The sequence below is a fragment of the Candidatus Planktophila versatilis genome (assembly GCF_002288105.1).
In the GTDB taxonomy this organism is placed as follows: Bacteria; Actinomycetota; Actinomycetes; order Nanopelagicales; family Nanopelagicaceae; genus Planktophila; species Planktophila versatilis.
In genome coordinates this window covers 468,850-486,821 of the sequence record NZ_CP016774.1, presented here as the reverse complement: position 1 = coordinate 486,821, position 17,972 = coordinate 468,850, and the positions used below count along the sequence as shown (strand labels likewise).

Annotated in this window: 19 protein-coding genes and 1 pseudogene; 10 read left to right on the top strand and 10 right to left on the bottom strand. The window is 49.5% G+C overall.

Annotated elements, in window-relative coordinates; translation table 11 throughout:
* Positions 1-7 precede the first annotated feature (7 nt).
* The 6 genes from pnuC to A1sIA79_RS02485 are packed head-to-tail and all read left to right on the top strand — an operon-like array spanning position 8 to position 5,750.
* The gene (gene pnuC, locus A1sIA79_RS02510; protein WP_095674664.1) at positions 8-598 is read left to right on the top strand and encodes a nicotinamide riboside transporter PnuC; all 591 of its coding nucleotides are present in this window, start codon (positions 8-10) and stop codon (positions 596-598) included.
* On the top strand, positions 564-1,100 hold the full coding sequence (locus A1sIA79_RS02505; RefSeq protein WP_095674663.1) for a uridine kinase family protein: 537 nt from the start codon (positions 564-566) through the stop codon (positions 1,098-1,100). The genes pnuC and A1sIA79_RS02505 overlap by 35 nt, the downstream gene beginning before the upstream one ends.
* A gap of 10 nt (positions 1,101-1,110) precedes the next feature.
* On the top strand, positions 1,111-2,997 hold the full coding sequence (pknB, locus tag A1sIA79_RS02500) for a Stk1 family PASTA domain-containing Ser/Thr kinase (RefSeq protein ID WP_095674662.1): 1,887 nt from the start codon (positions 1,111-1,113) through the stop codon (positions 2,995-2,997).
* 4 nt (positions 2,998-3,001) lie between these two features.
* Positions 3,002-3,853, top strand: coding sequence for a deoxyribonuclease IV (locus A1sIA79_RS02495; protein WP_095674661.1), 852 nt, complete (start codon positions 3,002-3,004; stop codon positions 3,851-3,853).
* Complete coding sequence (locus A1sIA79_RS02490) at positions 3,850-4,710, top strand: DMT family transporter (RefSeq protein WP_095674660.1); 861 nt, start codon at positions 3,850-3,852, stop codon at positions 4,708-4,710. Before A1sIA79_RS02495 ends, A1sIA79_RS02490 begins: the two co-directional genes overlap by 4 nt.
* Positions 4,711-4,712: 2 nt before the next feature.
* Entirely contained in the window at positions 4,713-5,750 is a 1,038-nt protein-coding gene (locus A1sIA79_RS02485; protein WP_095674659.1) for a threonine aldolase family protein, read from the top strand.
* On the opposite strand, the gene A1sIA79_RS02480 is transcribed toward A1sIA79_RS02485, so the two are convergent.
* Genes A1sIA79_RS02480 through A1sIA79_RS02470 form a run of 3 tightly spaced genes read right to left on the bottom strand, consistent with a single transcriptional unit; the run spans position 5,724 to position 8,649 of the window.
* Complete coding sequence (locus tag A1sIA79_RS02480; RefSeq protein WP_095674658.1) at positions 5,724-6,218, bottom strand: methylated-DNA--[protein]-cysteine S-methyltransferase; 495 nt, start codon at positions 6,216-6,218, stop codon at positions 5,724-5,726. The genes A1sIA79_RS02485 and A1sIA79_RS02480 overlap by 27 nt on opposite strands.
* A gap of 10 nt (positions 6,219-6,228) precedes the next feature.
* Positions 6,229-7,581, bottom strand: coding sequence for a class II 3-deoxy-7-phosphoheptulonate synthase (locus A1sIA79_RS02475; RefSeq protein ID WP_095674657.1), 1,353 nt, complete (start codon positions 7,579-7,581; stop codon positions 6,229-6,231).
* A gap of 42 nt (positions 7,582-7,623) precedes the next feature.
* Complete coding sequence (locus tag A1sIA79_RS02470; protein WP_095674656.1) at positions 7,624-8,649, bottom strand: 6-phosphofructokinase; 1,026 nt, start codon at positions 8,647-8,649, stop codon at positions 7,624-7,626.
* A 63-nt stretch (positions 8,650-8,712) separates the two neighbouring features.
* Here A1sIA79_RS02470 and A1sIA79_RS02465 point away from each other — a divergent pair, with 63 nt between their 5' ends.
* The 3 genes from A1sIA79_RS02465 to A1sIA79_RS02455 are packed head-to-tail and all read left to right on the top strand — an operon-like array spanning position 8,713 to position 11,344.
* Positions 8,713-9,636: an alpha/beta hydrolase gene (locus tag A1sIA79_RS02465; protein ID WP_095674655.1), complete on the top strand. Its 924-nt coding sequence runs from the start codon at positions 8,713-8,715 to the stop codon at positions 9,634-9,636.
* 3 nt (positions 9,637-9,639) lie between these two features.
* Positions 9,640-10,515, top strand: coding sequence for a DMT family transporter (locus A1sIA79_RS02460; RefSeq protein WP_095674654.1), 876 nt, complete (start codon positions 9,640-9,642; stop codon positions 10,513-10,515).
* Positions 10,516-10,528: 13 nt separating this feature from the next.
* Positions 10,529-11,344 (top strand): undecaprenyl-diphosphate phosphatase, encoded by an 816-nt coding sequence (locus A1sIA79_RS02455; RefSeq protein ID WP_420022518.1) that lies wholly within the window; start codon positions 10,529-10,531, stop codon positions 11,342-11,344.
* Here A1sIA79_RS02455 and era read toward each other — a convergent pair.
* The 6 genes and pseudogenes from era to A1sIA79_RS02425 form a co-directional block, all read right to left on the bottom strand.
* Positions 11,331-12,248 (bottom strand): GTPase Era, encoded by a 918-nt coding sequence (gene era / locus A1sIA79_RS02450; protein ID WP_095674652.1) that lies wholly within the window; start codon positions 12,246-12,248, stop codon positions 11,331-11,333. The two genes, A1sIA79_RS02455 and era, sit on opposite strands and share 14 nt — an antisense overlap.
* A gap of 32 nt (positions 12,249-12,280) precedes the next feature.
* Positions 12,281-13,153: a DNA-processing protein DprA gene (gene dprA / locus A1sIA79_RS02445; RefSeq protein WP_095674651.1), complete on the bottom strand. Its 873-nt coding sequence runs from the start codon at positions 13,151-13,153 to the stop codon at positions 12,281-12,283.
* A gap of 60 nt (positions 13,154-13,213) precedes the next feature.
* A complete protein-coding gene (locus A1sIA79_RS02440) occupies positions 13,214-13,819 on the bottom strand; it encodes a ribonuclease HII (protein WP_095674650.1) in 606 nt (201 codons plus the stop codon).
* A 23-nt stretch (positions 13,820-13,842) separates the two neighbouring features.
* Positions 13,843-14,496, bottom strand: coding sequence for a signal peptidase I (lepB, locus tag A1sIA79_RS02435; protein ID WP_095674649.1), 654 nt, complete (start codon positions 14,494-14,496; stop codon positions 13,843-13,845).
* Positions 14,497-14,701: 205 nt separating this feature from the next.
* Positions 14,702-15,043, bottom strand: a pseudogene (rplS, locus tag A1sIA79_RS06965) (50S ribosomal protein L19); the annotation flags it as partial.
* 112 nt (positions 15,044-15,155) lie between these two features.
* Positions 15,156-15,920 carry an inositol monophosphatase family protein gene (locus tag A1sIA79_RS02425; RefSeq protein WP_095674647.1) on the bottom strand — a complete coding sequence of 255 codons (765 nt, stop codon included), beginning with the start codon at positions 15,918-15,920 and terminating at the stop codon, positions 15,156-15,158.
* Positions 15,921-15,981: 61 nt separating this feature from the next.
* On the opposite strand from A1sIA79_RS02425, the gene sepH reads away from it, so the two are divergent.
* Positions 15,982-16,797, top strand: a complete 816-nt coding sequence (gene sepH, locus A1sIA79_RS02420) for a septation protein SepH (RefSeq protein ID WP_095674646.1) — start codon at positions 15,982-15,984, stop codon at positions 16,795-16,797.
* Here the strand turns inward: sepH and A1sIA79_RS02415 are convergent.
* Positions 16,794-17,882, bottom strand: coding sequence for an alkaline phosphatase family protein (locus A1sIA79_RS02415; RefSeq protein WP_095674645.1), 1,089 nt, complete (start codon positions 17,880-17,882; stop codon positions 16,794-16,796). The genes sepH and A1sIA79_RS02415 overlap by 4 nt on opposite strands.
* Positions 17,883-17,972: the final 90 nt, after the last annotated feature.

Below are 17,972 nucleotides of genomic sequence, written 5' to 3'. Positions count from 1 at the left end.
GTGTATCTTGTTTTCAACTCTATTTACCGCATGGGGATATGAAGTCTCTTATCTCGAATTTATCGCCTCCCTAGTCTCATTTATCGGCGTCGCACTAGGTATTACTCGAAAGCGAATTACCTGGCCATGGTGGGCGGCAAGTAGCGTTTTATATGGCATCTTCTTTTTGCAGTATGAACTCTATGCAAGTGCTGCTCTACAACTGATTTTTATTGCAGCAGCCATCATTGGTTGGTTTGGCTGGGAACCAACGGGTGCCAAGCCAGGACCAGTAAAGAACTCTTATCGCATCTATATCCTGGCTGCGATTCTGATTTCGACTCTGGCACTTGGGCCAGTACTTAAATCTTTGGGAGCAGCCTCTACTTACGTCGATGCCATTCTCTTCTTTGGAAGTTTTGCCGCGCAAATGCTGATGGTCTATCAAAAGTATGAGACCTGGCCACTATGGCTGGTAGTCGATGCTGGATACGTCGCCCTCTATGCCTCACAAGGGTTACTCTTTACAACGTTGCTCTACGTACTCTTTACAATCATGGCAGCACTGGGATGGAGCAGTTGGTATGGAGCTCACCGCCGCGCTACTAGATCTCTGTAAAGGTGTAGCACAACCCGTCATTGCAATCGATGGACCGGCAGGTGGTGGCAAAACCACACTTGCACAAAATCTTGCACTCGCCTTTGCCACATCTCTGTCCACCACCGTGATTCATATGGATGATCTCTACGATGGCTGGAATGACGCACTCGATGAAGATTTCTCATCAGTCCTATCGCATATCGTCGGATTACATAAGAAATCAGAGAATATTTTATATTCTTCCTACAACTGGAGTGAGGCAAAATTCGATGAAGCAAAAGAAGTGCCGCGCACGCAATTATTGATTTTAGAAGGTGTGGGAAGTGGGCAAGGTTCTATCCGCTCTTCACTCGCTGCCTTAATCTGGATAGATATCAACGATAAGCAAGGTTTGGCGCGGGTTATCGCGCGCGATGGTGAATCAATAAGAGTTCCGATGGAGAAGTGGCTCACACTGCAGGAGCAACACTTTCACCTCGAAGGTACGCAGAACGCCGCGGATTTCATACTCACTACCTAGAATTTGTCTTATGTCTGACCTGACCGGCGAGCTTATCGATGGGCGTTATCAACTCATCCGCCAGCTGGCCAACGGTGGAATGGCAAGCATCTATGAGGCGATAGATACCAGACTTGATCGCAAAGTGGCAGTCAAGATCATGCACCCACACCTTGCCCAAGATGAGCAGTTTGTGGAGCGTTTTATTCGCGAAGCAAAAGCTGCCGCATCATTAACACATCCCAATATCGTTGCCGTTCAGGACCAGGGCTGGAACCAAAATGGAACGCCAGCAGTATTTCTTGTCATGGAGCTCATCGAAGGTCACACCCTTCGGGAATACCTCAATGAACGTGGCAAGTTATCGATAGATGATGGCATTAAATTTCTATCACCCGTCTTGAGCGCTCTTGCTGCTGCCCATAAAATTGGCATTGTTCACCGTGATATCAAGCCTGAAAATATTTTGATCTCCAAAGAAGGTCGCATCAAGATTGCAGATTTTGGTCTGGCCAAAGGGCCACTGCTAGGCGGAACGATGACGGCTGAATCAAGTGTGATTCTCGGTAGCGTTTCCTACTTATCCCCCGAGCAAGTGCAACGTGGCATTGCAGATGCCCGAAGTGATGTGTATTCAATTGGCATCACAGCATTTGAGATGTTTACCGGCAACAAACCATTTGAAGGTGATGCTCCTATTCAAGTGGCATATATGCATGTTAATAACCGAGTGCCGAAGATAAGTTCGGTGCTAGACAATGCGCCCAAGGCACTTGATGAGCTGATCTACCGGGCAACCAGTGCTAACCCTGATGAACGTCCGCGCGATGCCGGAGCATTCTTTGAAGAGCTCAGCGCACTGAACCCCAAGAAGAATCAGCTGAGTCTTGAATTAGATATTCCCATTGCACCGATGCGCCCTAAGAAGGAACCTAAATCACTGCACAAGCGAGTGCGCGAAATTACCGCTGCGATTCCAGTTCCAAAAGCCCAGGAAACAACGGCCCAAGTGGAAAAGCGGAAAAAGATAAGTAAGCGAGTAAAGCGAAATAGATTTGTCGCACTTGGTTTGGCAGTCGCACTTGGAATATTCGGTTGGTATGCCCTGATTGGGCCAGGTTCCCGCGTTGTTGTTCCCTCTACCGTGGGTGCGACCCAAGATGAAGTACGCGCCGCACTTGACCCACTCGGGCTCACCTTTGTCGTTACCGAAAAACGATTTAGCGAAGAGATTGGCGCAGAGCGAGTTATTGAATCTTCTCCCGAAGGCGGCGGACGCATTGATCAAGGAGGAATCGTTGACCTCGTTATCTCTAAAGGACCAGAGCGTTATGCGATTCCACAACTAGCTGGTCTGACTCCAAAAGCTGCTACGAATTTAGTGAAAAAACTACCACTGTCGCTACAACCAAATATTGAAGAATTTAACCTCACTGTTCCCAAGGGTTATGTCATTGGCTCGGTGCCAAATTCTGGCGAGAAGGTAAAGCGTGGCACCGCAATTACGATTCGCATCTCTAAAGGAATTGAACAAATTGCAATTGCGTCATATGTGGGCAAGAGTGCAGATCAAGCCCTGAATGAACTTACCGAAGCTGGTTTCATGGTGAGTTCGATCTACGGCTTTAGTGAGTTGCGACTTGCCGGTGAAGTTATCTCCCAAAAGCCCGAAGGTGGGAAGAGCGTTAACAAAGGTGCAGAGATTGAGCTCGTCGTATCTAAAGGTTCACAATTTGCCTACATTCCTAATGTCTTCTCCATCGAGGAATCGCTAGCGATTCAAAGCCTGAAAGATCTTGAACTCAAAGTTGTCGTAAAGAAGATTGGCAAAAAAGCGATAAAGAAAGTCACTTCTGTTTCACCGAAGGTAGGCACGAAGGTTAAACGTGGCAGTACTGTAACCATCACAGTAGGGTGAGCCGGTGAAGAAACCTCGTATCGGCGCCCACACCCCCACATCTGGCGGAATGGCTAAGCGATCTATCGCCTATGCCGAACTCACCGGTGCTGAAGCTATTCAAGTCTTCACATCTAATCCTCGTGGTTGGGCGATGCCGGAAACAAACCATGAAGCAGATGCCATCTTCCGAGAAAAAGCTGCGGCACTTGATCTAGAAACGTATGTGCATGCACCATTTCTGATCAATCTAGGTTCTCCCACCGAAGGCACCTATAAGAATTCATTGGCATCAACTGCGTATTCCCTCAAGCGCGGCCAGGAAATTGGCGCTCTGGGTGTGGTCGTTCATACCGGCTCTGCCGTCAATGAAGACTTTATTGATAAAGCGTGGAAGCAGATAAACAAAGGCATGATGCCAATTCTTGAAGCGCTCTCCGATGATGCGCCATACCTGCTGCTAGAACCCACTGCCGGACAGGGGCAATCGCTAGTAAAGCGCCTGGAAGATCTTGAATACTATTTAAAGGCCCTTGAATATCATCCAAAGGTCGGCATTTGTCTTGACACCTGCCACGTCTTTGCTGCAGGCCATGACATTGCAAAAAAGGGTGGCATGAAAGAAACGTTGGATCTCTTAGTTGAAGTTGCTGGCATCGAACGTATTCAACTTATTCACGCCAATGACTCAATGGATGTGTGTGGCGCGCTTAAAGATCGCCACCAAAATATTGGTGAAGGATTTATCGGCGTTGACCCATTTAAAGAACTCTTACATCACCCAGCTGTTGCTAACGCTCCCCTGATTCTTGAAACTCCAGGAATGGAGCCCGAGCACGGTGCTGAAATTGCACTGCTAAAGAAGTTGCGAGGATGAGTTCTTCGCATGCGCTAAAGATGCGCCTTGCGCCTTGGGCGCTGCTCCTCGTTTCTGCATCATGGGGCCTTGCCTTTGTGGTCATGAAAGATGCAATCGAGCGACAGAGTGTGAACAGCTTTCTCTTCACCCGTTTTCTGGTCGCTGTGATTGCAATGTTCTTACTCAAACCAACCGTGATTCAATCCATTAACCGGGAAGTACTGCGGAAAGGATTTATCGCAGGGCTTTTTCTGGCAGCCGGATACATTTTGCAAACGCTAGGTCTGGCACTTACCGGCGCCGCCGTTACCGGATTTATCACCGGGCTCTATGTTGTTGCCACACCAGTGATTGCAGCTCTCGTGCTTCGTGTGCGAATCACTGCCTTCACCTGGGGATGCGTACTGCTAGCCACCGTTGGTCTAGCTCTACTCTCACTTAAAGGGTGGAACCTTGGCTATGGCGAGTTCTTAGTCTTCTTATGTGCCATCGCCTTTGCCGCTCACATCATCGCCTTAAGTAAATGGAGTAATGGACTTGATGTCTATGCCATGACCATCGTGCAACTCACAACGTGTGCGCTAGCAACAGGTGTCATCTCACTTATTCAAGGTTATGAAGCACCTCCAGATCGCAATGGTTGGTATGTCGTTCTCTTCACCGCCATCATTTGCACAGCCGTCGCCTTTGTTGTGCAGACTTGGTCGCAGGCACATATGTCAGCGACAAAAGTCGCCGTCATCCTGACGATGGAAGTTGTCTTTGCTGCCCTCTTTGCCGTGGTTTTCGGTGGTGAATCCCTCTCACTACGCACATTATTTGGTGGTGTTCTAGTCTTCGCCGCCATGTTTATGATTGTGCTTAAGGAGGCCTAAAGATGGCAATTGATCTACGTTCAGATACCGTCACGGCGCCCAGCACTGGGATGCGAGCTGCAATGGCTGGCGCTGCTGTCGGTGATGATGTGTACGGCGATGATCCCACCGTTAATTCACTAGAAGAGCGCGTTGCCGCACTCTTTGGCCACGAGGCCGGTCTATTTAGCCCCACTGGTTCACTTGCAAATCAATTAGCAATTCGCACCTTAGTTAAACCTGGTGAAGAGTTACTAACGGAGACTAGTTCTCACATCGTGCGCGCCGAGCTTGGAGCCGCGGCAACATTTAGCGGAATCACTACTCGCACCTGGCAGTCAACCCATGGTGTGTTGCGCGCCGAGGATCCACTTGCAATCGCCCATGAAAATGCCGGGCCATATTTAGTATCAACAACTGCAATAGCTATTGAGAACACCCACAACTTCGGTGGCGGAACGATTCAACCGATTGATGAGATTGCAGTTCTGGCTCGAGCCGCACGAGCTCGTGGAATTGCGATGCACTTAGATGGTGCCCGCATCTGGAATGCCCATGTCGCATCTGGCGTTTCACTGATCGAATACGGAAAGCACTTTGACACGATTAGCGTTTGTCTTTCCAAGGGGCTGGGTGCACCTATTGGTTCACTTATGCTTTCGACTAAAGCACGCGTGGCAGAGGCGCGCATCTGGCGCAAGCGCTATGGCGCTGGAATGCGACAAGTGGGAATCATCGCCGCTGCCGGCCATTACGCACTAGATCAGAACATCACTCGGCTTGGCGACGATCACACCAAGGCGAAGAAGATTGCCCGCGCGATGCATGCACTGAATCCATCGCTTGTGCATCCAGATAATGTGCACACAAACATTGTGGGCCTTGACCTTGTTGGTATTGGCATGACAGCTGATGAGTTAAATACCCGCTGCCGTGAATCTGGGTTATGGATTAGCGCACTTGGTAAACATTACGCACGTCTTGTTACTCATATGGATGTTAGTGATGGGCAATGCGATGAGGCCGTTGCGATATTACAGCGCGCCCTCGTGGCGAAGTAGCCACTCTTTCTTATCTAAACCGTAGGCATAATTACCGAGTGATCCCCCGGTCTTAACTATTCGGTGACACGGCACCACCAGCACAATTGCATTCTTGGCACACGCACTTCCCGCTGCCCTAATCGCTGCCGAACTTCCGGCCCTCACGGCAAGTTCGGCATAGGAAATGACTTTGCCGGGGCGAATCTTCTTCATCGCCTTCCACGCTTCTTGTGAAAAATGACCACCCGATTGGCGCACATGTATTGCACTTAAGGCAGCGATATCGCCATCAAAGTAATCGGTGAGCAAATCAGTGATGACTGGAATCTTCTTCACGCTAGTGATTTCTCGCACCGAGTCTTCTTGACTCAAACTTTCCTTGAGCGCCTTCACGCTCGATAAATTAGCGGCCAGCACCACATGCTCATCTGCGATGAGATTGAGAGTTCCGATCGGGGTTTGGAAAGTGGAGAGAAGCAACGTCACGCTGGCAAAGTTAGCGGTCGCGCAACATTTCGGCAACCAAAAATGAGAGTTCAAGTGACTGCGAATGATTCAGGCGTGGGTCGCACGCTGTCTCATAGCGGGACTCGAGATCCTTTTCCGAGACCTCATTGCCCCCGCCAAGACACTCGGTGACATCATCACCGGTCAGTTCGATATGGATTCCACCTGGGTGGGTGCCCAGCTTCTTATGCACCTCAAAGAAGCCACGCACTTCATCGAGTACATCTTCAAAGTTACGGGTCTTATAGCCATTCTTTGATTCAAAGGTATTGCCATGCATGGGATCACAGACCCAGAGCACTTGTGCTCCGCTTTTAGTAACGCCTTCGACAAGTTTGGGAAGTACTTCGCGGATGGTCTTAGCGCCCATGCGCGTAATAAAGGTAATGCGCCCTGGTTCATCATCAGGGTTGAGTTTGGCGATCAGCGCTAGCGCATCTTCCACAGTTGATTTCGGCCCCAACTTCACTCCGATTGGATTGCGCACCTTAGATGCGAAATCAACATGTGCACCATCTAGTTGCCTTGTGCGCTCACCGATCCAGATGAAGTGCCCAGAGACGTCATACGGTAGCTCTGTTCGTGAATCAATACGCGTCAACGCCTTCTCGTATTCGATGATGAGGGCTTCATGGCTGGCATAGAAATCAACGGCCTTAAATTGCTCCGGATCAACACCGGCAGATGCCATGAAGGCAAGTGCTCGGCCAATTTCAGTAGCCATTTGTTCGTACTTCTCGCCGAATTTAGAGTCGCGAATAAAGCCCTTATTCCATTCGTGCACCTGACGAAGGTCGGCAAATCCACCACGAGTAAATGCTCGAACCAGGTTCAGAGTTGCAGCCGAGGTGTTATATACACGGACTAAACGCTGTGGATCTGGAGTGCGAGCACTTTCGGTGAATTCAATATCGTTGACCGCATCGCCTCGGTAGGCAGGAAGTGTGACATCACCGCGAGTTTCAAGATCATTAGAACGTGGCTTGGCAAACTGCCCCGCCATCCGACCTACTTTGATGACCGGCAAACTTGAGTGATATTGCAATACAGCCGCCATCTGCAAGATTGTCTTAATTCGATTACGAATGGAATCTGCCGTGGCTGAGGCAAATGTCTCTGCGCAATCTCCACCTTGCAACCAAAAAGCACGACCTGCGGCAGCTTCGGCAATCTTTGCTTTCAGATCATCGCACTCACCAGCAAAGACAAGTGGCGGTAACGCTTTGAGATCAGCAACCGCCCTCGCAAGTGGCGCGCCATCTTTGCCACCAGGCCAATTAGGTTGCTGCGCAGCAACTAGCGTGGGGTCAAAGAGGTTATCCAACTTCGAGGAAGAGTTCATAGGCATAATCGTAGAGCGTTCAGTTGCAATCTCGGAGCGAGATTAGCCAAAGAACGAAGTGATCTCCTCATAGCGCTCGAAGGGAACGGTCTTAAGGACATCAGTTGCCGATGCCAATGGCACGCGTGCAATCTTTGTGCCGTGAAGAGCCATCATCTTTCCGAAATCTCCGTCATGGACTGCCGTAATTGCTTCCAGTCCAAATCGTGAGCTAAGAACTCGGTCAAATGCCGAAGGAGTTCCACCGCGCTGGATATGGCCCAGAACTGTGCAACGAGTTTGGTAACCAGTCTTTTTCTCAATCTCTTTGGCAAGCCAATCACCGATACCTGAGAGTTGAACATGGCCAAATGCATCAAGTGGCTGGTCTTTGGTAATCATGTCCCCATCTTGTGGGATGGCACCTTCTGCAATAACAATGATGGGTGCTGTGCCAGTTGCAAAACGTGACTTCACATATTCACAGACCTTATCGACTGAGAACTTAACTTCTGGAATCAAGATGCATGCGGCATCTCCTGCGATACCAGAGTGAAGCGCAATCCAACCTGCGTGACGACCCATAACTTCAACAATCAGCGGACGGTGATGTGATTCAGCAGTTGTATGCAGGCGATCGATTGCCTCCATGGCAATGTTGACCGAGGTATCGAAACCAAAAGTGAAATCTGTATTGTTAAGGTCGTTATCGATCGTCTTTGGAACGCCAATGACTTTGACGCCTAGGGCATCAAGCTTTGTTGCCACACCGAGTGTGTCCTCGCCGCCAATTGCAATCAGAACATCGATGCCTTGGTCTGCAAGATTTTGCTTAATGCGTTCAACGCCATTTTCAATCTTAAAAGGATTGGTACGTGATGACCCAAGAATGGTTCCACCCTTGGTAAGAATTGGTTTCACAATTGCTAAATCCAGCGGCATAGTCAGCGCCTCAAGCGGGCCTTTCCAACCATCGCGGAAGCCAACGAATTCATATCCGTACTCTTTGATTCCCTTCGTGACGACTCCACGAATAACCCCGTTGAGTCCTGGGCAGTCGCCCCCACCAGTAAGAATTCCAATGCGCATTACATACTCCAAAATTGGCTGATTGGTAGTCAACATTGACTGGCACAGTCTAGCCTTTCCACTATGACACTAGCGCCAGAAATTCGTGCTTTCCTAGAAGCCGGTGCCGCTGCCGGATTACCACAAGTGTGGGAAGCCCCCATCGAAGTCATCCGCAGAAGTAGGCAATCTCAGACAGCATTTACCGGCCCGGTAGAAAAAGTAGCGGAAGTAATTAACACATTTATCCCGGGCCCAACGGCTGATCTTCCGATTCGCATCTACCGACCAACAACAGCTACCAACGCCCCAGCCATTATCTATCTGCATGGCGGCGGTTGGGTACTGAACTTCCTCGATATTTATGATGCATCCCTATCTCGTCTTGCAAATCAAACTGGGGCAACAATTATTAGCGTGCACTACCAAAAGGCCCCGGAGCATCCATTTCCAATTCCATTTGATGACTGCTATGCCACCCTGCTCTGGGTGATTAAGAACGCCAAATCACTACAGATTGATAAAGATAGAATTGGCGTTGCCGGTGATAGCGCCGGTGGAAATCTGGCATCGGCAGTTGCACTCAAAGCGCGCGATAATGGAATTGCGCTGGCATTCCAGCTCCTTGTCTATCCCGCCAATGATCGCAACTTCGACACTGCTTCTTATAAAGAACATGCAACTGGGTATGGGCTGACAACCCAGGCGATGGAATGGTTCTGGGATCAATATTTGCAAGGTGACGCGCATGATCAAAACCCTTATGCAATTCCACAAAGAGCGAAAGATTTTTCGGCATTGGCTCCCGCCATCATCATCACAGCCCAATATGATCCGCTGCTCTCTGATAGCGAAAAATATGCTGAGGCGCTAAGAAATGCTGGCGTCACCGTGCAGTATCGCGAATTTGAAGGAATGATTCATGGCTTTTACTCAAATATGGGCATCACACCAACATCGGCCACAGCAGTTGATTTCGCTGCCGCTGAAATTAGAAAGTTGATCTAAGTAGTGTCAAGACGCGGTTGGTTCCTTTTTATCTTAGTTGGCTTCCTTTGGGGTATTCCGTACCTATTTATTAAGGTTGCCGTAGATCCCGACAATGGGTTTACGCCAGCAATCGTCGTCTGTCTTCGCACCGCAATTGGCGCAGCCATCTTGATTCCTATTGCAATCAAGCAGAAACAGCTCATGCCAGCACTTCGCGGGATCAAATATGTTGCACCATATGCACTCTTAGAGATGATCGGGCCCTGGATTCTGATCGGCACCGCCGAACAGAAGATTTCATCTGGACTAGCTGGACTTCTTATCGCTTCAGTTCCGATCTGGGCGACGATCTTCGCCTCACTGCAAGGAGATAAAACAGTCTGGCATCGCACGCGATTAGCGGGGTTGGTACTCGGTTTCATCGGACTTGTTGCAGTTGTTGGTATTGAAAGCATTAAGGGAAGCTCTGATGCCCTCTCCATCTTTATGGTGCTAGTGGCTGCAGTGGGTTATTCATATGCGGTGATGATGGTGCAACGGGCGCTGCCTGGAGTTTCCGGAATTGCAATCAATGGTGTGGCGATGGCGATTTCGGCGCTCTTCTATCTTCCCTTCACCATTGTTCAGTGGCCAACGCATGAGATTTCAACTGCCGCAATTAACTCAATTATCGGTCTTGGAGTTCTTTCGACCGGGGCGGCATTCGCTGCTTTCTTCACACTTGTATCGATCATTGGCGTTGCCCGCGGATCACTGGTGACCTATCTCAATACCGCTTTCGCAGTAGTTCTGGGTGTGCTTATTCTCGGTGAGCCACTGACAATCGGAATGGCGCTAGGTCTGCCGTTGGTATTGATTGGTTCTTACTTCGCGAGCCGAAAGCCAGTAACTAAGTAATTCGCGCCATAATGTGACAATGCTTGAAGCGCTCTTCCTTGGTTTAGTACAAGGTCTCACCGAATTCATTCCAGTTTCCTCCAGTGCACATATCCGAATTGTTGGTGAGCTCTTGCCGAATGCAAGTGATCCAGGCGCTGCCTTTACCGCAATCACTCAAATTGGTACAGAGCTGGCGGTACTGCTCTATTTTAGAAAAGATATTTTAAAAATAATTCGAGCTTGGATTACTCGTGATGGTTCTCCGGAAGCGCGCCTTGGTACGCTCATTATTATTGGTTCTCTGCCCATCGTCGCTCTTGGTTATCTCGGTCAGGATTACATCACCAATCACTTCAGATCACTCTGGATTGTTGCCACAACCTTGATTCTCTTTGGTCTAATTCTTGGCTTTGCAGATCGCATTGGCAAACGAGAAAAAACACTAGATGTATTAAATTCCAAAGATGGCATCGCCTACGGCCTGGCCCAATCTCTTGCACTGATTCCCGGTGTTTCAAGGTCCGGGGCAACGATTGCCCTCGGTAGATTTCTTGGATACAAACGCGAAGCTGCTTTGCGTTACTCATTCTTGCTCGCAATTCCGGCGGTATTCGGAAGTGGGCTCTATGAATTTAATGCTGCCATGGAAGATTCAACAGTCTCGGCCTATTCCATGCCAGAGATCTTGGCCGCCACAGTTGTGGCATTTGTTGTCGGCTATAGCGTTATTGCCTGGCTGATGAAATTTATTGCGACTAAGACCTTCACACCATTTGTTATCTATCGCGTAGTACTAGGTTGCGCACTCCTGATTGCACTTGCCACCGGCGCACTTAGCGCTCAATAAAACCAAGTCTTTCCAGTAACTTAGGATCGCGTTGCCACTCCTTGGAAACTTTCACGTGAAGACCGAGAAATATTCTTGCCCCAAGTTCACGCTCAATATCTTTTCGTGCCCGCATTCCAATATCTTTTAGCCGCTCACCTTGATGACCCAAGATAATTCCGGTCTGTGAATCGCGCTCAACGTGAATCGTTGCATGGATATCAAAAAATGGGCGGCTGCCCTTCTCTTCCCGCTCTGACAATTCATCAATGGTGACCATAATCGAGTGCGGAAGCTCTTCCCGAGCATCGCGCATGGCTGCCTCACGGATGAGTTCGCAGATAAGTTGTTGAATTCCTTGATCACTCTTCATATCTTCCGGATAGAAAGCAGGTCCAGCAGGAAGATTCTTACCAATCAGCTCTTCCAGCAAATCAATCTGCTCGTGAATGGCAGCCGAGATAGGCACTATTTCATCCCAGGTGAAACCTTTGGCAAGTTCTGAGATGCCAAGTAAGCGGGTGGCAATGTTCTTCTTTGAAACTAAATCGGTTTTCGTCACAAGTGCGAATTTCTTTGCTCGTGGATGCTTAGCAATTTCAGCAGCGATGAATTCATCGCCAGCACCTGATGTCTCATCAGCCGGCAAGCACATCATCACAATATCGACGGAATCCATACTTTCATTGACTACCGCATTAAGGCGATGGCCGAGCAAAGTCTTTGGTTTATGCACACCAGGAGTATCAACAAGCACTGCTTGAAATTCTGGGTTGTTCACAATTCCGCGAATCGCATGGCGAGTGGTATTTGGGTGTGGAGAGGTAATTGCAATCTTGCTACCAACTAGTGCGTTAATGAGAGTTGATTTTCCAGTGTTGGGGCGCCCGACAATTGCGACAAAGCCCGAACGGAATTCACTCATACGCATATTCTCTCACTTCACACGAGCATTACCTAAAGGGCAGAAATCAACTCCATCGCATCGGCAACCGATGTCACTAATTCAGCGGCACGTTCGCCAATAAGTCGATGACACCCTTCCGATGATGGCGAACTAATTGGACCCGGAATTGCCATCACCGGACGCATGAGCTCTGCGGCATCACGGGCGGTGCGCAAAGAGCCGCTTCTAAATGCAGCTTCGACAACGAGTGTGCTCAAGGACAACGCCGCAATCAGGCGATTGCGGATTAGAAATCTATGTGGCATCGCAGTAACGCCCGGCATTACTTCGCTGATGATCGCACCGTTCTCACAGATCTCATCAAAGAGTCGTGCGTTGCCGGCCGGATATTGCACATCAATGCCGGAAGCAATCACGGCAATCGTGCGACCTTCTGCAACCAACGCCCCACGATGGGCGGCGGTATCTATTCCATATGCTCCCCCACTGATGATGTCCCACTCTCGATCGACAAAACCTGCTGCAAAATCACCAGCTAAGCGCACGCCATACGGTGTTGGATTTCTCGTTCCCACAATGGCAAGTGAAGGATTGTTCAGAATAGACAGATCGCCTTTCACAATCAGACCCAGCGGCGGGATTGCTAATTGATTGACGCGCGTGGGCCAACTGAGATCTTCGGGAGTAATAAAGACGCCTCCGGATTGCGCAATTGCAGCAAGTGATTCATCTGCATTAAAGGCGCTGATGGCCTGAGTAATTGCGCCATATTTTGTGGCGTCATAGACACCCAGTGCCAGATGTTCGTAGACCATTGCGATACCAAATTCATTAACTTGGCGCGCCCAGTAAGTATTTCCAGCTTCGATGGCGCTAAAAAGTGCCAGTCTCTGTATCTTCACATCATCTGTAAGTAGGCGCATGTGGGCACCGTAGTTGCACCAGCTGCTCTAAAACCAAAGCAAATGAAGTGCTGTGTAAAACTATTCCAGCAGGGCTGCAATATTTGAAAACGACCTGCGATGTTCTACACAAGGTCCATGCTCTGCCAAGGCGGCCGTATGTGCGGCCGTGATATAGCCCTTATGTCCAGCAAAACCGTATTGCGGATATTTCTTATCGAGTTCAATCATCTCGCGATCACGCGTGACCTTGGCGATAATGGAGGCAGCGCTAATTGCCGTTACTACCTGATCACCTTTCCAGACTGCCACATTAGGAATAACTAGCCCTTGGATTGGATAACCATCGGTGAGAACGTAGGCGGGTTCAATAGTCAGGCCCTTCACCGCCCTGCGCATTCCATCGAGATTGGCTGCGTGCACACCGCGTTCATCAATTTCTTGCACCGAGACCCGAATGACGCACACACTTGCAGCCAATTCCATGATGACATCAAATAACTCTTCCCGCTTCTTCTCTGAAATCTCTTTTGAATCTCGCACCGCGGCCAGCTCTGGCGCCGATGGATCATGCAGAATCACTGCGGCAATCACAAGTGGTCCAGCACATGGGCCACGTCCTGCCTCATCAACACCGGCGATGGGAGAAATACCTGCGGCTTGAAGTAACTCCTCAATAGCTTTCATCGAGATGCCTTCATCCGGTTGCGTTACTTAATTGGATTTTGAGATGAGATGATGCCAATATTTTTAATCGGCCAGATAATGGCGTAGGCGCGACCAGTAATTCTTGATACCGGAACAAATCCATTATTGACATCATCTTGGTGATAACGAGAATCAGCAGATGCTGAGCGATGATCGCCCATCACCCAGATCTTGCCTTCCGGAACTTTGATATTAAAGTCCAGCTCACTCACTTTATTGCCAGCAAAGATATAAGGCTCTATTGCCTCTTTGCCATTAATGGTTAACTTGCCACTCTTGGAACAACAGATGACGTTATCTCCAGCTACGCCAATCACTCGCTTCACCAGGTATTGCTTTGCTGGATTGGGAAGCACGCCTACTAAGACGAGCCCCTCTTTAATCTTGGCCACAATTCTATTTTCATCAGCAGAAAATGGTTCTGGCAACCAATTATCGGGATCTCTAAAGACCACAACATCGCCCCGGTTTATATCTTTGGAAATAATGGGGAGTTTATTAACTGCCACTCGATCTTGGATCTGGAGTGTGTTCTCCATTGAGCCGGAGGGAATGAAGAAGAATTGAACAAGGAATGTCTTAATCAGAAGTGAAACAGCGAGCGCAACGATTACAAGAATCGGGAACTCACGAAGGACTGAGCCCTTGCGTGACATATGATTGAAGTTACTCGGCAGGCTTTTCTTCAGTAGCTGGTTCTTCAGCAACTGCTTCTGCTACAACTTCTTCAACCACTGCTTCTGCAACTGGCTCAGCTACTACAACTTCTTCCACCACTGGGGCTGCAACGACTGCCGCTACAACTACTGGAACTTCAGCAACTGGAGTCGAAAGAATTCCATCGCCGTAGCCTTCAATGCCATCGCGCTTTTCGCGGATCTTGGCAGCCTTACCGCGTAGATCGCGGAGGTAGTAAAGCTTGGCGCGACGTACATCGCCCTTCTTTACTAGTTCAATCTTTTCAATAACTGGTGTGTGAACTGGGAAGGTGCGCTCTACGCCAACGCCGTATGAAACTTTACGGATTGTGAATGTCTCGCGGACACCTTCACCTTGGCGACCAATAACAATTCCCTGGAAGACCTGAAGGCGTGACTTGCTACCTTCAATAACGCGGACGTGGATCTTAAGCTCATCGCCAGCACGGAACTGTGGAATGTCCTTGCGGAGTGAGGCAGCATCTACTACGTCGAGAATGTTCATCTTTATGGTCCTGTTCATTACCTAATCAATTAAGCACGGATATCGCCGTGCAGATGGGCTATCTTGCCACAGAAGGGGCCTTGAGCGTAAATCGGGCATTTACCCCAGCAAATTACGCGGAGAAACCGAGAGTTGCCACCAGCTGCTGGTGCAGATGCGGGCCAGCGGCCACCGTGATTTGTTGGGGCACCGCTCCATATTGGGCAAATGTTGCGCCAGCCTCACGGGCAATTAATCCACCGGCAGACCAATCCCATTCTTTAAGCCCGGCCTCGTAATAGCCATCGATCGCGCCCATTGCCACATGACAGAGATCAACTGCAGCTGCGCCATTGCGACGGATATCGCGCACAACAGGAACCAACTTTGCAAAGTCTGCTAACTGAGTCACGCGATGTGCCACATCGTATTGAAATCCAGTTGCAATCAGTGCGCGATCTAATTCAATCGGCTCATTACAGCGAATTGGATGCGAGTTATAAAACGCACCACCGCCACGGGTTGCCCACCAAGTTGAGTTAATGGTTGGCGCAGTGACAACACCCACAATGACGCCATTGCTATCTTTGGCTGCAATCGAAACATTCCAACCGGGAAGGCCATAGAAATAGTTGACGGTGCCATCGAGTGGATCAATCAGCCAGGTAATGCCTGAACTTCCCTCGACACTCGCTCCTTCTTCCCCGATAATTCCATCATCGGGGCGGGCGGCAAGCAGTGATTGCACAATAAATTTCTCAGCCCTTACATCCATCTGGGTGGCGATATCGATTGCCGTTGACTTGGATTCAACTTCAAATGCCAATGGTCGATCCAGCAAAAGCGCCCCGGCTTCGGCGCCGACTTTCTGGGCCAAGGACAACAATTGTGCATACATACTCGCATCTTAGGGGCTCTAGCTATCTAGAAAATGCTCCCCTATCGGATATTCTCACCTCATGACCGAGCTTCGCCTTACCGGCAAATCTGACGATGGTAGCCATCTATCACTCGTTGATAACCAAGGAGGCGAGTTCTCACTTCGTATTAGCGACACACTTCGTGCAACGGTTAATCAACAACGGCTGACCTCAGTTCCGAGTGTCGATGCCACCGAAACGATGTCGGTAAAAGAGATTCAGCGCCGACTCCGTGCCGGTGAGAGCATGGAACAAGTCGCTCGCGAAGGCCACCTCACTCTTGAAAAAGTAGAGCGATTCTCCGGACCGATTTTGCAAGAGCGCGAATACATCCTCGATCGCGCACGTGAACTAGTGATGCGCAAAGATGTTCACCGCATTGAAATGACATTTTCCGATGTTGTAATTGCCAAACTTGCTCCACGTGGTGTCGATATCGATCAGATTTCCTGGAACACCTGGCGCCTTCTCGATGGCACCTGGCATATCGAACTTTCTTACCCAAATCGCGATGGCAACGGTGTTGCCACTTGGAACTTTGATTTAGCTCGCCGCGCACTCGATGCCAGCGATGCTAATGGTGCTTGGTTAATTGATGAAGATGTGCCAGCGCAACCAGTCTCATCTGGAATCATCCACTCTGAACCTACTCATCCTTCACGTATTGCCGAGATTCTTGAAACACTTCCGGTGGAGGCTCCAGTAGAGAAGATTGAAACTCCTCGCCTTGCCGTAATCCGTGAGACCCCCACATCAGCAGACTCCCAAGATGGAATTACTGCTCGAGCAAAAGTTCCGTCATGGGATGAAATTATGTTTGGTCACAAAACACAAGAGGAACCAGAAGAGAACTAGTCCGCAACTCTGACTAAGAGCGGTACCGAACTCTCAATTTCCGAATCTCCACCGTGATGGCCCACCATCTCTCCCTCTTTATCTGCCCGCTCCGGATCAAGTAAGACCAGGCCATCTTGAGCAATAGCAATCACATCACCTGCGCGCTCTGCCGCAGCTTGCGAAACTTCGGCGCCAAAGAGCCCCGATGCGATTGCGGTAGCGCGAGAGTGCAGCGTTACTTTTTCGCCAAAGAATTCACTCCATCTAGAGATGACTTCAGACAAAGCCTGCGGTGAATCAGCCTTCTGCCCCAAATATAAATGGCGGGCTCGAGGCTCGCCAGCAATGACGGCAATATCAGTCAGTAACTCATTGTCTTGCCCCAGCACAATTTTCTCGCCCACATTAATCATTCCGTGGTCTGCTGTGACCCAGATTCTGGTTCCGCGCGGCACTTGCTCAATGAGCAGCGCCACTAGTTGATCAATACTTGTTAGTGCAGCCAGCCATTTATCCGAGCCCACACCATCTGAGTGCCCGGCTGAGTCAAGATCGTTGACATAGAGATAGACAAATGATGGGCTCACTTTCAGCGCATCAATAGTCTCTTTGAGTAAATCACTGGTGATATTTGCGCCCTTGTAATGCGCCCCGCGAAAGACAGCGCGCGTAAAACCAGAGTTTTCATATCGTTTAGCCGCCACGTGTGTAGTTCTAATTCCAGCTGCCATCCCTCGTTCAAAGAGAGTGGGAACTGGCTGCCAAATAACTGGGTCAACTCTTTCATCCCATTTAAGAGTGTTCAGTATTCGTCCCCCACTGCGCGGAACTTGCACGGTGTAACCGAGCATTCCGTGGGTGCCAGGCATTTCACCTGTAGTCAGCGTTGCCAGACTTGTTGCAGTTGTTGAGGGAAATGATGTCTGCACGGTGGCATGGGCCACCAGTGAAGCAAGAGTCGGTGCCACAGTTGCATACCTTGCTAATACATCTGCGCCAAAGCCATCGACGAGAAAGAGGAGTTCACGACCTGATGGAGATTGCCCGGCGCTGATTGAATCTGCTGCACTTGCTAGCCCCAATGAAGAAAAGATTGATGGCATGATTTGCGACAAGTGCACCGAGGTATCTTCTCATGAGTGCTAACTCATGGCCTCCGAAGGCGTGTAGGTACCAAGATTTAGCACAATGCC

What these genes read in the sequence shown, in the direction of transcription:
- A1sIA79_RS02505 (WP_095674663.1), top strand. Translation starts at nt 564, where the DNA reads ATGGAGCTCACCGCCGCGCTACTAGATCTCTGTAAAGGTGTAGCACAA.
- pknB (WP_095674662.1), top strand. Translation starts at nt 1,111, where the DNA reads ATGTCTGACCTGACCGGCGAGCTTATCGATGGGCGTTATCAACTCATC.
- A1sIA79_RS02490 (WP_095674660.1), top strand. Translation starts at nt 3,850, where the DNA reads ATGAGTTCTTCGCATGCGCTAAAGATGCGCCTTGCGCCTTGGGCGCTG.
- A1sIA79_RS02485 (WP_095674659.1), top strand. Translation starts at nt 4,713, where the DNA reads ATGGCAATTGATCTACGTTCAGATACCGTCACGGCGCCCAGCACTGGG.
- A1sIA79_RS02475 (WP_095674657.1), bottom strand. Translation starts at nt 7,581, where the DNA reads ATGAACTCTTCCTCGAAGTTGGATAACCTCTTTGACCCCACGCTAGTT.
- A1sIA79_RS02470 (WP_095674656.1), bottom strand. Translation starts at nt 8,649, where the DNA reads ATGCGCATTGGAATTCTTACTGGTGGGGGCGACTGCCCAGGACTCAAC.
- A1sIA79_RS02465 (WP_095674655.1), top strand. Translation starts at nt 8,713, where the DNA reads ATGACACTAGCGCCAGAAATTCGTGCTTTCCTAGAAGCCGGTGCCGCT.
- era (WP_095674652.1), bottom strand. Translation starts at nt 12,248, where the DNA reads ATGAGTGAATTCCGTTCGGGCTTTGTCGCAATTGTCGGGCGCCCCAAC.
- dprA (WP_095674651.1), bottom strand. Translation starts at nt 13,153, where the DNA reads ATGCGCCTACTTACAGATGATGTGAAGATACAGAGACTGGCACTTTTT.
- A1sIA79_RS02440 (WP_095674650.1), bottom strand. Translation starts at nt 13,819, where the DNA reads ATGAAAGCTATTGAGGAGTTACTTCAAGCCGCAGGTATTTCTCCCATC.
- lepB (WP_095674649.1), bottom strand. Translation starts at nt 14,496, where the DNA reads ATGTCACGCAAGGGCTCAGTCCTTCGTGAGTTCCCGATTCTTGTAATC.
- A1sIA79_RS02425 (WP_095674647.1), bottom strand. Translation starts at nt 15,920, where the DNA reads ATGTATGCACAATTGTTGTCCTTGGCCCAGAAAGTCGGCGCCGAAGCC.
- sepH (WP_095674646.1), top strand. Translation starts at nt 15,982, where the DNA reads ATGACCGAGCTTCGCCTTACCGGCAAATCTGACGATGGTAGCCATCTA.
- A1sIA79_RS02415 (WP_095674645.1), bottom strand. Translation starts at nt 17,882, where the DNA reads ATGCCATCAATCTTTTCTTCATTGGGGCTAGCAAGTGCAGCAGATTCA.